Annotated in this window: 13 protein-coding genes and 1 pseudogene; 9 read left to right on the forward strand and 5 right to left on the reverse strand. The window is 69.3% G+C overall.

Annotated features, from left to right (window positions below; translation table 11 throughout):
• From AC6EI8_RS17850 to AC6EI8_RS17885, 8 genes and pseudogenes are all read left to right on the forward strand, one after another.
• Positions 1-1,254 (forward strand): annotated as a pseudogene (locus AC6EI8_RS17850) (hypothetical protein); the annotation flags it as partial.
• 79 nt (positions 1,255-1,333) lie between these two features.
• Positions 1,334-2,833 (forward strand): hypothetical protein, encoded by a 1,500-nt coding sequence (locus AC6EI8_RS17855; RefSeq protein WP_498382523.1) that lies wholly within the window; start codon positions 1,334-1,336, stop codon positions 2,831-2,833.
• A gap of 167 nt (positions 2,834-3,000) precedes the next feature.
• Entirely contained in the window at positions 3,001-4,071 is a 1,071-nt protein-coding gene (locus AC6EI8_RS17860) for an alpha/beta fold hydrolase (RefSeq protein WP_498382524.1), read from the forward strand.
• Positions 4,072-4,365: 294 nt separating this feature from the next.
• Positions 4,366-4,770: a cytochrome P460 family protein gene (locus AC6EI8_RS17865; RefSeq protein ID WP_265635259.1), complete on the forward strand. Its 405-nt coding sequence runs from the start codon at positions 4,366-4,368 to the stop codon at positions 4,768-4,770.
• A 503-nt stretch (positions 4,771-5,273) separates the two neighbouring features.
• Positions 5,274-5,945: an HvfX family Cu-binding RiPP maturation protein gene (locus AC6EI8_RS17870; RefSeq protein WP_265634411.1), complete on the forward strand. Its 672-nt coding sequence runs from the start codon at positions 5,274-5,276 to the stop codon at positions 5,943-5,945.
• A 144-nt stretch (positions 5,946-6,089) separates the two neighbouring features.
• Entirely contained in the window at positions 6,090-6,686 is a 597-nt protein-coding gene (locus tag AC6EI8_RS17875; protein ID WP_265634409.1) for an HvfA family oxazolone/thioamide-modified RiPP metallophore, read from the forward strand.
• Positions 6,687-6,820: 134 nt separating this feature from the next.
• Positions 6,821-7,702: an HvfB family MNIO-type RiPP peptide maturase gene (locus AC6EI8_RS17880; protein ID WP_498382525.1), complete on the forward strand. Its 882-nt coding sequence runs from the start codon at positions 6,821-6,823 to the stop codon at positions 7,700-7,702.
• Complete coding sequence (locus AC6EI8_RS17885) at positions 7,695-8,582, forward strand: HvfC/BufC N-terminal domain-containing protein (RefSeq protein WP_265634405.1); 888 nt, start codon at positions 7,695-7,697, stop codon at positions 8,580-8,582. The genes AC6EI8_RS17880 and AC6EI8_RS17885 overlap by 8 nt, the downstream gene beginning before the upstream one ends.
• Here AC6EI8_RS17885 and AC6EI8_RS17890 read toward each other — a convergent pair.
• The 3 genes from AC6EI8_RS17890 to AC6EI8_RS17900 form a co-directional block, all read right to left on the reverse strand.
• Positions 8,579-9,346, reverse strand: coding sequence for an alpha/beta fold hydrolase (locus AC6EI8_RS17890; protein ID WP_265634403.1), 768 nt, complete (start codon positions 9,344-9,346; stop codon positions 8,579-8,581). The genes AC6EI8_RS17885 and AC6EI8_RS17890 overlap by 4 nt on opposite strands.
• The gene (locus AC6EI8_RS17895; RefSeq protein WP_149318118.1) at positions 9,343-10,380 is read right to left on the reverse strand and encodes a M14 family zinc carboxypeptidase; all 1,038 of its coding nucleotides are present in this window, start codon (positions 10,378-10,380) and stop codon (positions 9,343-9,345) included. The genes AC6EI8_RS17890 and AC6EI8_RS17895 overlap by 4 nt, the downstream gene beginning before the upstream one ends.
• A 190-nt stretch (positions 10,381-10,570) precedes the next feature.
• On the reverse strand, positions 10,571-11,485 hold the full coding sequence (locus AC6EI8_RS17900) for a LysR family transcriptional regulator (protein WP_498382526.1): 915 nt from the start codon (positions 11,483-11,485) through the stop codon (positions 10,571-10,573).
• A 180-nt stretch (positions 11,486-11,665) separates the two neighbouring features.
• On the opposite strand from AC6EI8_RS17900, the gene AC6EI8_RS17905 reads away from it, so the two are divergent.
• Positions 11,666-12,067 (forward strand): tautomerase family protein, encoded by a 402-nt coding sequence (locus tag AC6EI8_RS17905; protein ID WP_149318120.1) that lies wholly within the window; start codon positions 11,666-11,668, stop codon positions 12,065-12,067.
• Between the two features lie 155 nt (positions 12,068-12,222).
• Here the strand turns inward: AC6EI8_RS17905 and AC6EI8_RS17910 are convergent, their stop codons facing one another.
• Entirely contained in the window at positions 12,223-12,867 is a 645-nt protein-coding gene (locus AC6EI8_RS17910) for a phosphoglycerate mutase family protein (RefSeq protein WP_149318121.1), read from the reverse strand.
• A 209-nt stretch (positions 12,868-13,076) separates the two neighbouring features.
• Positions 13,077-13,637: type III PLP-dependent enzyme domain-containing protein (locus tag AC6EI8_RS17915; RefSeq protein ID WP_498382527.1), on the reverse strand; the 561-nt coding region annotated here is incomplete at its 5' end.

The raw sequence follows: 13,637 nt of genomic DNA on the forward strand, positions 1-13,637 counted from the left end.
CCGGGGCGCCGCGCCATCGCACAGGCGCTTGCGCTGCGGGACCGCTTGCAGACCGAACCATCCGCGGACGCCGCCACGCTGCAGCACGCGGTAGACGAACTGGTCGGCACGCTGGAGGCGATTCCCTACGGCCGAGAGCATTCCGTGCTGCGGGAGCGGGGCGATGCCGCGCTTCGCGCGATCGTCGGTGGCCCCCCATGGGACCTTGCCGCGATGATCAACAGCGACCGGCTGCCCGATCGCCAGGCGGCGGCCAGGCAGATCGACATGCTGCTGGCGCATGTCAGGGTGCTGGCCGGCAACAGCGGGCAAGCGCCGTCTGCCGACCGCTTTCCGCCAGCACTGCGCGCGGCGCTGCACCGCCTGGTGCTCGAGGGCGGTCACGGGCTGAACGCCGCGCAGCGGTTGGCGCTGCGGCAGTGCCCGGTCCTCGGCCAGGAACTGGAACCGATGCTGCAAGCGGGCAGCACGCTCTCCAGCGTGGCAACAGACACGCTCGACCGGTTTTGTCGGCATGCCGGCCACTGTACGGCCGACGCGAGCCAGCACGCCGGCGATGCGGTCCTTCTCGCGGAACTCGCTGCGCTTGGGGCCAGCGCCCGCAAGCTGGCCGACACCGCACGGGCTCTCATCGGCGATGCGGATCGGGCCGGCACCGGTTCCGGTCTTCCGGCTGCCGACAGCGCGCCGGAGAGTCTGCTGCACGACGCGCTGGCGACGAGGCTGCCGGCGTTGAAGCCGAACGACATCGCCAATCTGCATCGCTGGATGACGACGCCAGCCATGCTCGCACTGCGTGCCATGGTCCACCGCTCGGCGCGCCCCGGCGAGCGCCACGACACGGGCACGTCGCGCGCCGCCAGCGCGCTCGCCGGCCAACGTCGGCTGCTGGGCGACTGGTTGGCCGCCTATGATCAGCTGTCCGCCTTGCTCGCCATGCGCATGGCGAGGCAAGCGGCGCCGGCAGCGAAGCGCGAAGCGGCAAAGAAGAAGACGAAGCCTGCAGCAGCGCCTTTGCCGAGCGCCAGCGACGCCAAGGCACGCGCCGCAGGCAAGGCGCGTGCCTCGGACCAGGGCCCGGCCCATGCCGGCCAGGCCGATTCGACTTCGTCGGAAGCACCGCACGGCGCGTCATCGGCATCCGCGCAAGCGGGCGCAGTCGCTGCGGCGAGCGTCCTGTTCCGGCAGCTGTTCGCTACCGACCCCGCGCCGGAGACTCCGGCCGAAATGCCGCTCGATTGGGTCCGAGCCTGATCCACGCACATGGTTAGTCAGGGCGCGGCCTCGATGGGGCCGCGTGGAATGCTTTTTTTTGCTTGTTTGGGGGAATGGGATGTTGCAAGTCGTGTCCAGATTCTTCGGTCCGTGCCTGGGCGTCAGGTACAAGGTGCGGTCCGAAGCCGCGCCATCCTCGGGCATTGCATGCGGTATTGCATGCGGCGCGCCAACCGCGCGAACCAGCCTCTGGTCCCGGCTTCTGCGCGCGTTGTTCTTCTGGCGCGGCCGGCGCGCGCAGACGGTAGCCAGCGGCCGTCAGCCGTTGCCCCGGATCACCTACGTTTCCACGCCGCCGCCCTTGTCCGACCGGGATACGGCGAAGTCGATCGCCGAGAAGCTGACGCCATTGCCGCCCGATGCGCTTGCCGCATTCTGTGCCCGGTGCAGCAGGGACACCCTGCAGGCGATGGTGGACTGGTGCCAGGACCCCCGCGGCTATCCGGCATCGGACCTCGGCAACGACGCCGCGGCGGACGATGCGGCCGCGACAACGGCGGCGAAGGCCATGATCGAGGCGACCGCGAGGGAAGCGCTGCGCAGGTTCGAGCCGGACAGCATCGTGCCGGCGGCTGGTGTCGGTCATGTGTTGACGCAGCTGGACCGCGAACTGGCCAAGGTACGCGACGGCAAGGGCGTACTGGACCTGGCGCGCCTTCGCGACGACTGGGTCAGCCCGCGCCCGCGCGACCGCAAGTTCCTGGCCGGCGGTGCGTACGCTGCGGATACCTTCGACATGTTCCGACGTTCGGTCGAGGCGGTGTGCCGTTTCGGGATGGCGAACGGCGACCTGGCGCTCACGCAGGCATTGGCCGCGAAATGGGCGACGGCCGCGCAAGCGCTATGCAGGGCGTCGGAAGCCCGCGAGCTGACCGTGAGCGGCATGACCCGCCATGCCGACGATTTTCGCGTGCTTGAGCGGGATACCGCGCTGGTGCTGATTCGCACGCAGCTTGGCATTGCCCAGGAAGCGCCGCCCTCGGGTCCGTCCAGTGCCGCCGGGCCGGACGAGGCAGCGGCGGCTGCCGCAGCCGCTGGCGCCGCGTCGAGTCGCGTCGACGAGAAGCCCCGCAGCAGTCCGCCGCCGGCCGCCATGAAGACATTGACGGACCTGCTGCTTGATCCTGGCAGCGATGCCGACCAGATCGGTGCTGCCATCGATTCGCTGGTCCACAACTTGCGCACGCTGGCGCGGCAGCGCGCGGGCGAGGGGGTGCTCACGGAGATCGAGCGGCGTGTGGACGATCTGCTGGCACGTGCCGGTGCCCGGCTGACAGAGCCGCAATTGCATCGTCTCGGCGACGCGCTGCAGCGGCTCGATCTGAACGCCTGGGGCACCTGCCGCAAGCTGCTGGACATCCGCGAGGCGCTGTACGACGCCGGCAAGCAGGCCTTGCGCGATGCGATGGCGGGGATCGCCGGCGTGCGGGCGCGGCAGTCCGCGGTGCGCGCGCAGGCGCAGCGGATCTGGCACAGCGCCGGACTGGTGGATGCCGAGGTGGCACGGGGCGGCGGCCCCTCCGGCGCGAGTCCGGGCCATGGTGCCATCCTCCGTTAGCACCGGCCACGTCGGACCATCACGCAATCCGGCGGCGAGTTTGTATCGCCGTGTATCGACCCCGTCGATCGATACACGGCGATGCGCGGCGGCGGAATTCGGACATGCCGACGATACTGCGCGGGAGTCCGCTGGCGTTTCTCACCCACCTTTTTGGAGAAACGACCATGTCAGATTCAGTGAACGCACATCGCCGCCGCTTGCTCGGCTCGACCACAGCGCTGGCCGGCATCGGCTTGCTGGAACTGGCCCTGGGAAGCGCGGCCCGGGCACAATCGGCAAAGTCGACGCAGTCGGCACGGCCGGCCGCAACCGGTGCCCGGCAAACGCCGGGTGCCGCCTCCTTCGGCCCCATTCGCCAGATCGACGCCGGCACCTTGAACATCGGCTATGCGGAGGCCGGGCCGGCCAACGGTCCGGTGGCGATCCTGCTGCACGGCTGGCCGTACGACATCCATAGCTTCGTCGAGGTCGCGCCGCTGCTGTCGGCGGCCGGCTATCGCGTGATCATGCCGTACCTGCGTGGATACGGCTCGACCCGCTTCCTGTCGGCCGACACGCCGCGCAACGGCCAGCAGGCCGCGCTTGCGCTCGACGTCATCGCGCTGATGGATGCGCTGAAGATCGACAAGGCCATCATTGCCGGTTTCGACTGGGGCGCCCGCACCGCGAATATCGTCGCCGCGCTGTGGCCGGAGCGCTGCCTTGGACTGGTATCCGTCAGCGGCTATCTGATCGGCAGCCAGGAAGCCAACCGCAAGCCCTTGCCGCCGCAGGCCGAGTTGCAATGGTGGTACCAGTTCTACTTCGCGACCGAACGCGGAGCCGCCGGCTATGCGGCCAATCTCGATGGCTTCAACCGGCTGATCTGGCAACTGGCCTCGCCGCAGTGGCGATTCGATGACGCCACCTACCGCCGCTCGGCGCAGTCGTTCGACAACCCCGATCACGTCGCCATCGTGATCCACAACTATCGGTGGCGTCTCGGGCTGGCCCAGGGCGAGACGCAATACGATGCGCTGGAGAAGCGCCTGGCGGCGGCGCCGAAGATCTCGGTGCCGACCATCACGATGGAAGGCGACGCGAACGGTGCCCCGCATCCGAAGCCCGCCGCTTACGCCGGCATGTTCACCGGCAAGTACCAGCACCGGGACATCGGCGGCGGCATCGGCCACAACCTGCCGCAGGAAGCACCGCGCGCATTCGCCGACGCGGTGTTGCAGGTCGTGCAGCTTTGAGCGAGGGGATCTCGCATGCAACGTCTCCGACTACCCACGACCCTCGCCGGGCTTACGCTGCTCGCCTGCGCCGCCGTCGGCCAGCCGACCCTGGCGCAGCCATCGGTCCACGGCGCGCGCGACACCGCGCAGCCAGCGGTCCATGCCGCCAGCGACACCGCGCAGCAACAGACCGGCAAGCAGCCTGCCGAGCATCAGACCGCCCAGCAGCCCGCCACCAAGCAGCGCGTCCAGCAGCCGACCGCCACGCAGCCAACCGCCACACAGCCGACCGCCAAGCCATCGGCCTCCCCCATCTATGGCGTCACCATTCCCCACGGCTACCGTAAATGGCAGTTGATCGCACCCGCCGAAGAGGCCGCCCCGCTCGATGAGCTGCGTGTGGTGCTGGGCAACCCGGAAGCGATGGCGGCCATCGAACGATCCGCGAAGCGCTTCCCGGACGGGGCCGTGCTGGTCAAGCTGGCCTACAAGCGCAAGCCATCGCCCGACTTCGAGCCCGCGACGATACCGGGGCAGCCGACCACGGTGCAGGTGATGGTCAAGGACTCGCGCCGGTATGCGTCGACCGGAGGCTGGGGCTTCGGCCGCTTCGTCAACGGCGTGGCGGTGGACGCGGCCCAGCATCAAACCTGCTTCGCCTGCCATGCGGCCCGCGTCAAGGACCGCGACTACGTGTTCACACGCTTCGCGCCGTAGCCGCGGCTTCGGCTGCGCCCCGTGGTGCCCGATCCGGATTTGCCTGTTGCGTTGGCAGGCCAATCCGGATTTTTTTTTCCATCGGCAAGCGCATCGGTGCATCGGTGCAAGCGCGCATTGGCGCATCGGCGCATCGGCGCAACCGCGCAACCGCGCAACCGCGCCACGGTGCAACGGTGCAACGGCGCAAAGGCGCAAAGGCGCAAAGGTGCAACGGTGCAACGGTGCAAAGGCGCAAAGGTGCAACGGTGCAATGGTGCAAAGGCGCAAAAGGTGCAACGGTGCAACGGTGCAACGGTGCAACGGTGCGACTGCCGCGAACCGTGGAGAACGACCGCGGACCGCGAACCACCGAGAACGCCCGCGCTTTGTATTGCACTGTATCTGCCACCGCCCGCGATGCAACTCCGTGACAATCCCGCGCGCCGGCAAACACATCCGCGATACACGCCCGCCCTGAAATGGCGACATCGAATCCACGACGCCATTTCAAGGAGCGCACTGTGCAAGACCGGCCCATCCCCATCCCGCTGACAACCCGCCTCGATACCGTCGGCCACTGGCTGGCGCCGATCGGACTGCGCGCGATCCTCGCCTGGGAGTTCTTCGAGTCGGGCCGCGAGAAGCTGCTCGGACAGAACTGGTTCGACCAGCTCGCCGGGCAGTTCCCGCTGCCGTTCTCGCTGCTGAGCGCCAACCTCAACTGGACGCTGGCGACCTGGCTCGAACTGCTGGGCGCCGTCGCGCTGCTGCTGGGCCTGGGTACGCGCTTCGTCGCCTACGCGCTGATCGTGCTGACCGTGGTCGCAACCTACGCGGTCCATTGGCCAACGGAGTGGGCGAGCCTCGCCGAGCTGTGGCAGGGCTACGCCGTCACCGACAAGGGCTACGGCAACTTCAAGCTGCCGCTGCTGTATGTGCTCATGCTGCTGCCGCTGCTGCTGCGTGGTGCCGGCCCGCTGAGCCTGGACGGCTTGCTGATGCACCGGTGGGCGCGTGGCAACGCGCTGCCGGCCGCTGCTGCAACCCATGCCGGCCATGCCGTCTGGTCCGCCGTGCTGATCCTGCTCGGCCTGCCGCTGGCGCTTCTGCTGCCATGGGCCGGCGGTGCGCTGATCGCCATCGGCATCGCGTTGGCCGCGCTGAGCCGGGCCAGGGCCAGGGCCAGCGCCTGATGGTCTCGCCGTCCGGCCGCTCGATATGCGGCGCTTCGCTGCGCGAGCCCGCCATAGACGACCACCCCAATCGAAACGATTCCGTTCGCCACGCCTCGTGGCACAGACCCGCACGTCCGCGTGCATTGACTCAGGAGATTCGCCATGTCACAAGCTCATTCCTCCCGCAAGACGACGCTCGGCCTGCTTGGTGCCGCGCTGGCCGGCAGCGTGCTGCTGAATGGACCGGTCTTCGCCATGCAGCCGCTGGCGCAGGGCTATCTGGTGGCCGCGGCCGACGGCAAGGCCGCCGAAGGCAAATGCGGCGAAGGCAAGTGCGGTGCGGAAACGGTGCGCGCACCGCGCGGCGCGAAGAAGGGCGCGCAGGCAGAAGGCAAATGCGGCGAGGGCAAGTGCGGCGAAGGCAAGTGCGGTGCCGAAACGACGCGCGTGTCGCGCGGCGCCAGCAAGGGCGCGCAGGCCGAAGGCAAGTGTGGCGAGGGCAAATGCGGCGAAGGGAAATGCGGCGAAGGGAAATGCGGCGACGCCTCCTTCTCGCGCACCGATACCGACAAGAACGGCCTCGTCTCGCGCGCCGAGTTCCTGGCGGTGGCGCCGACGCGCGCCGCGGAGTTCGACAAGATCGACACCAGCCACGACGGCAACATCTCGCAGGCCGAGGCCTACGAGTATCTGCGCGCCACCTACCAGGCCAACGGCAAGCCGGTACCGAAGAACCTGTTCGCCAAGCTGCAGAAGTAGCCGTCCCGTGCGGCTGCGCCGCGCCGGATCGAATCGGTGTGGCGCGGCTGCGCAAGCCCTGCATCGGGCCCCCCGGTGGCCCCATGCCCCCCCATGTTTTCCCATGCCCCCCAAACGATCCAAGGAGATCCACCGTGCCGGTGCCGATCCGTTCGTCCGTCCTGTCACCGCGCTCCGCGCCCACCGCCTGCGTCGGCCTGGGGCTGCGCCGGGCCCTGATCCCGCAGCTGGAGCAGGCGCCGCCCGGCGACTTCGATTTCCTCGAGCTGGCTCCCGAGAACTGGCTGCGCGTCGGCGGCGCCCATGGCAAGGCGCTGGGCCGTCTGGCCGGGCGGTATCCGCTCTATTGCCATGGACTGTCGCTGTCGCTCGGCGGCATCGCGCCGCTCGATGAAGGCCTGCTGACCGAGATCCGCGGCTTCCTCGATGGCCATCGCGTGCCGCTCTACAGCGAGCACCTGAGCTACTGCACCGACGACGCGCATCTGTACGATCTGCTGCCGCTGCCGTTCACGGCGGAGACCATCGAACATGTGGTCGCCCGCATTCGCCGGGCACAGCAGATCCTCGGCAGGACGATGGCAATCGAGAACGTGTCGTACTACGCCGCGCCGCGGCAGGACATGGACGAGGCCACCTTTACCAATGCCGTGCTGCGCGAGGCGGACTGTGTCTTGCTGCTCGACGTCAACAACGTCTACGTCAACGCGATCAACCACGGCTTCGATCTCTATGCCTTCCTCGATGCGCTCGAGCCGGGCAGGGTGGCCGCCTATCACGTGGCGGGCCATTACGACGAAGCCGACGACCTGAAGATCGACACCCATGGCGCCGCGGTCAAGGCCGAGGTATGGGCGCTGCTGGAATACGCCTATGCACGCTTTGGCGTGCATCCCACCGTGCTGGAGCGCGACTTCAACTTTCCCGACTATGCGGAGCTGGCCAGGGAGCTGCGCCATATCCGCGAACTGCAGGCCCGTGCGGATGGAGCCGCGAGGAGAATCGCCCATGGCTGAGATCGCGCGCACTTCATTGCAGCAGCAGCTGGCGCTGACCCGCCACCTGCGCGATCCGTCGCGCCATCCGTCACCGCCGGGCATGGACCCGGCCCGCGTGCGGATCTATCGCGAACTGGTGACCGGCAACCTCGTATCGCTGCTGGGCGGGACCTTTCCGGTGCTGGTGTCCTTGCTGGGAGCCGAGCATTGGCGCTGGCTGGTCGAGCGCTTCCTGCGGGACCACCGTTCGCACACGCCGCGCTTCGGCGAGATTGCCGAAGAGTTTGTCGCCTTCGTCGACGCGCTGGATCTCGAGTCCTTGCCGGCGCCGATGCGGCGGCCGTTCCTCGCCGAGCTGGCGCATTACGAGTGGGTGGAAATGGCGCTGCTGCAGAGCGATGCACAACCGCTCGGCGCGGACCTGTTCGCGCCAATCCGGGCCCCAACCGGCGCTCCAATCGGCGCTCCGATGGGTACTCCAATGAGCGCTCCAATGGGTACTCCAATGGGCGCGCCGGCCCTGGACCTGCCGCTGCGACTGTGCCCGCTGGCCTGGCCCCTGGCCTATCGCTGGCCGGTGCATCGGCTCGGACCGGCGTATCGGCCGTCGCAACCGCCGGCCCTGGGGACCTTCCTGCTGGTGCGCAGGACCGCCGACGACGAGGTGCGATTCTCGGAGCTGAGTCCGCTCGCCTGGCAACTGCTGCACGAGATCGGGCAGTCGGGCGGCTCGGTGACCGCCGACAGCCTGCTGCACGAACTGGGGCGTCAATGCGGCGTACCGGACTTGCCGTCCTTCGTCGCCGCCGGCATGGCGCTGCTCAATGACATGCACGCCGACGGCATCGTCGCGGCGGTTCGCGATCGGGAGGATCACGGCCTGGAGAGCGATGCCTAGCTGGCCGGCAACGCGATCCAGCGTGCCACCTCCCGCGCCACCCATTGCGGATCGTCGTGCGGCAGGTCGTGTCCCGCCCACGGGTGCACGCGATGCGGGACCGACCACGCCGCGGCCAATCGCGCCGAGCAGGCCGGGGACACCAGCCGGTCGGCCGCCGACGACAGCAGCAGCGTGGCGCAGTGTGGCGGCGCCGTGCCGGCCCGGAAGCGGGCCGCCGCCAGCAGTTGGCGCAGCGCATTGCCGCGGCTGACCGGCGCGTCCGTGCGGATCGCGGTCCAGCGCGCCACGTCGGATTCGAGTGCATCGGTGCGGGCGCAGGTCAGCCGATGGATGATGGCCTCGCAACGGGCGCCGTCGTGCCACGAGCGCATCAGGCCAAGCACCGCGGGCCACGCGCCGGGACGCATGCGCTGATGCGGCGCGCCGAACGGCCGCATGCTGGTGTTGATCAACACCAGCCGTTCGATGTCATGCGCGTGCTGCTGCGCCCACGCGGTCGCCACCATGCCGCCCAGCGACATGGCCAGCAGCCGGTACGGCGGGCGCAGGCCGGCCCGTGCCGCGTCGGCGCGCAGGTGGGACACGATGGCCGCCACCGTCGCCGGCGATCTCCGGCGGGCCTGGTTGCCGTTGCCCGGCAGATCGAGCATCGTCAGGCGATCGTCATCGCCGACCGCGCCGCCGCGCCGCAGCGCCGCCGGCAGGTCGCCCCAATGGCGCGCCTCGCGCGTCAGTCCGCGCAACAGGATCCAGTCGCTCATCGTGTCGGCCTGCCGGCAGGGGCGCGCCAGTGTTCGCTGGCCTCGCGCCAGATCGCCTGCCGCGCCGCACCGGTCGGCAGCCAGCGCGCCGGCGCGAAGGCGGCGCGCGCCAGGAAGTCGAACAGGCTGACATGGCGGCGCAGCACGCGCGCGGTGCGATGCGCCTTGACCGGATTGAAGAAGCCGTCGCGCGAGAACAGCTGCCGCGGATTCTTCTTGATCCACAGCCACGAGCCCAGTTCCAGCGTCATCGGCAGGAAGATATGCGGCGCGGGCGTGCGGTCATAGGCGTAGTCCCACAGGTCGCCGTGCACCAGGTACTGGTGGCTCTGCGGCTCGAAGGCGTAGCCGTGATGCGGGTGGGCCTGCTCGAACAGCGTCTTCAGCACGTACATCTCGGGCAGATGCGGCATCGCGGCCTGCGTCCGCGCGTAGGGAAACCAGATGCTGTCGCGCCAGCCGTAGCCCGAATGGCAATCGACCGCGAAGCTCAGCGGGCGCGTCAGCAATTGCGCCTGCACCACGCGCAGCAGCGCGGTGCTCTCGGCCTCCATCGGCGTGCCGGCCCTGCCGCGGTACCACGGCAGCCACGGGCCGATGCGCTGGCCGCCGGCGAGGAAGGGCACGCGTCCCTCGGCATCCTGCGGGGCGTTGCGCATCAGGTCGACGCCGTTCGGATTGGCGCGCCGGCCGGCCCACATGCCGGCCGGGTTGACGATCGGCATGAACAACAGCCGGACCTTGCGCAATTGCAGGTGCAGCAGCTCGTCCCATTCGAGGCGCTTGAGCAGCGCCCGCATATAGTCGAGCAGCAGCTGCGTGCCGATCCGTTCGAGGCCGTGGATGCCGCCGAACAGGCCGATCGCCGGCGCGTGGGGATCGCGCGAGCCGATGCCGGCGAGGTACACCGGAAAGCGCCGCCCATGGCTGCTGGCCTCGCATACGACTTCGATATCGAAATGCGCCGCGCCGACTTCCAGCAGTGCGCGCAGCAGATCGAGCTCGGCGAAACTGTCGGAGGCGGGAAGGGGCATCGGGGCAGTCGGGCGGAAGTTGGGCCGAAGCTGGGCGGAAGTTGCGCGGCGGTTGGGCGGACGGCGAGCGGCGCGCCGCGACCGCGCCGGTCCGTATGACGGAACGATGTTGCGAGTCTACTCGCGCAATATGACAGTGCCTTGTGACGACACGGGACTGTCATCGAGCCGGGTCATGCGGCCGCGCCGGTCAACCGAGCTGCTCGGCCAGGACCTCGCGCGTGGCCTGTACCACCGGTGCTTCGCCGCGGCGCGGCGGCAGCAGGCAGAACTCGACCTCGGGCAGCGCCGGCAGGCCCAGCGACGATGCGGTCGCCGCGTCGAGCTCGGCCACGCCGGCCGGAATGGCCGAGCGGTTCAGGCACGAGATGCCGAGCCCGGCCGCGAGCGCCATCTGCAGCCCCGCCACGCCCGACGCGGAGTGCGAGACGCGGTACGGCACGCGGGTACGCTTCAGGGTCCGGACGACGTACTGGTGCAGCGAGCAGGTGTCCGGCAGCAGCACCAGCGGCAGCGGCATGGCGATGCTGTCCGTCTCCCCGCGCGCGACGACCCAGGCCAGCGGCTCCCGCCGCAACGGGAGCCAACCGGCGCGCGACCCGCGCGACCCGCGGGACCCGCGCGACCGATCGGCGGCGCCGCTGCGCGCTCCCACCACCCGCATGGTCAGGCCGATATCGAAGGCGTCGTCGTCGACGCTGGCATCGATCGCTGCGCTTTTCATCACCGTCACGTGCAGCCGCAGTTGCGGGTGCCGCTCGCGCAGGCGCCGCAGCATGCCGGCAATCTCGCTGGTGCGGTAGTAGTCGGTGATGGCGAGCCGCAGTTCGCCCGCCAGCGTCTCGCCGCGGATGTCCTGCATCGCCAGCGCGTCCAGATCGAGCATGCGGCGCGCATGGCCGAGCAGCCGCTCGCCGGCCGGGGTGGGCTGCACGCCCCGGCGGCCCCGCAGCAGCAGCGGCACGCCGGCGCGCTCCTCCAGCTTGCGCAACTGCTCGCTGACCGAGGACTGCGACAGAAACAGCCGCGGCGCCGCGGCCGACAGGCTGCCGCTGTCGGCGACCGCGACGAAGGTACGCAATTGTTCGAGATCGAAGCCGCGCATCGCCCGCTCCTGGTTTCGGCATTACCGATGGATGGTATCAAATCTTCCCGCTTTTCCGATGGCAGGCGGGGCACTAGGATCGAGTCAGTGGCGGGTCGGCACGGCGATATCGAGCCGGCCCGTGCCACCTTCGATTCCATGCACCGACCACTTCACCAACCATTCAAGGAGGAAACCGCGATGCCCCATCTCCAACTGCAGATCTCCGGCCGCCCCGATACCGCGCTGACCGCCAAGGCCGCCGCCACCGTTGCCGAGCTGACCCGTACCGTGCTGGGCAAGAAGCCCGAAGTGATGGCGGTCGCGGTCCAGTACGTGCCGCACGACGCCTGGTTCATCGACGGCCAGCCGCTGTCCGCGCTCGAGCGCAATGCGTTCCATCTCGATATCAGCGTGACCGACGAGACCAATACCAAGGCCGAGAAGGCGCGCTACCTCGAAGCGGTGCACCGCGCGCTGTCCGAGTTGATCGGCAATGTGCACGACTGCTCGTACATCCATGTGATCGACGCCCGGGCCGCGGCCTACGGTTATGGCGGCCGCACGCAGGAATACCGCCATCAGCACGGTTCGACGTTGTAGTTGGCGTTCGGCCGGAGCGGCGGCAAGTAGCCCGCGGCGGCTCCGGCGACCGGGCGGCTCGGCGATTCGGTGATTCGGTGATTCGGTGATTCGGCGATTCGGCGATTCGGCGATTCGGCGACCCCGCGACCGGCGGCGACCCCCGGCGACTGACCTCAGCCCGCGGGCAGCCGATACAGGCGCCGTGGCTGGCCGTCCGGCGACAGTTCGAACACGACGCCGCCGCCGCTGTCGGCCCCCTGTCCCGTCAGGGCCGTGATGACGACCTGATGGGTCACCATCAGATACGGCCCGCCGCGCGGATCGAGCTGGTCGATAAAGCGGGACAGCGCGGCGGTTTGATGCGTGCGGGCGTCGGCGTCGCCGAAGAAGGAATTGAGCACCGGCAGCACCGTGACGGGACCGAGGTCCATCAGGCGCGCGGTGTCCCGGCAGCGGCACCAGGCGCTGCTCCAGACCGCGCTGGGACGAAAGCCCGCCGCGCGCCACGCCGCGCCGAGGCGTTGTGCCTGGGCGCGGCCGCTCGCATCGAGATTGCGCTGCGTCGGACAGGACTGCAGGTCGAAGCCGGGCGGGTCGCCGATGCCGGGTGCATTGGCATGCCGCAGCAACACCACCACATTGGGACGGGCCAGCGCCGAGACGGGCAGCGTGCCGAGCGGTTGCGCAAGGGCGCTGGACACGCTGGCCGGCATCGCCGATGCGAGCGCTGTCCAGCAGGCGACGCGGGCCGCGATGCGCAGTGCATCGCGCCGCCGCGTGGAGGGTGTGTCGATGGGCCGTCCGCTGCGATCGATCATGTCATTCCTCCTTGCTGCCCCCCGCCTGGCCGCGGATCTGCGGCCTATATCTGGCGGCTCGCCTCTGACGGCTGCGTCCAAACGGCTTACTCTGACGGCTGCTTCGCACGGCTGCTTCGCACGGCCGCTTCGCACGGCTGCTGCTAACGGGCTGCCTCTAACGGCCTGCCTTTAATGGCCGCGTGTAACCCTGGTTTTAACGACCCGTTTTAACGGCTGAGACCGCGCGCCGAGATCGGCCACAGCGATTCCACCTTGCCGTCGCGCACCCCGACCAGCGTGTCGTACAGGTTCAGCGTCGGATCGCAATGGCCCGGCACCAGCCACAGCGGTTCACCCAGTTGCGGCAGTGCCGGCACCTCGCCGCCGGCGCCCGGCACCGGCCGCACGATGCCGTGTTCGTCGTTGGCGGCGACATAGGCCAGCCGCGTGCTGCGCGTGCCGACGTTGCGCTGCCCGCCGCTACGCTCCCCGCTGTTGTGATCGACGCCGTTGCGTTGCCCGCCGTTGCGTTCCCATACCCATGGCAGCCCCGAGTCGACCGCCATCGACTTCAATCCCGCATCGACCACGACCTGGCCCTGCGCCGCGGTGCTCATCACCGTGGTCGCGATAAACAGGCTGTGCTCGAAACGCAGCGCCTCGGCCGCGCCGTCGTCGCCGCGCGCATTGCTGCCGTAGTCGCCGTCCATGAAGACATACGAACCGGGCTGGATCTCGGTGAAGACGCCGCTGGCCAGGTCGAATTCGACACTGCCGCTGCCACCGCC

Source organism: Cupriavidus sp. R6-3 (genome assembly GCF_059772245.1).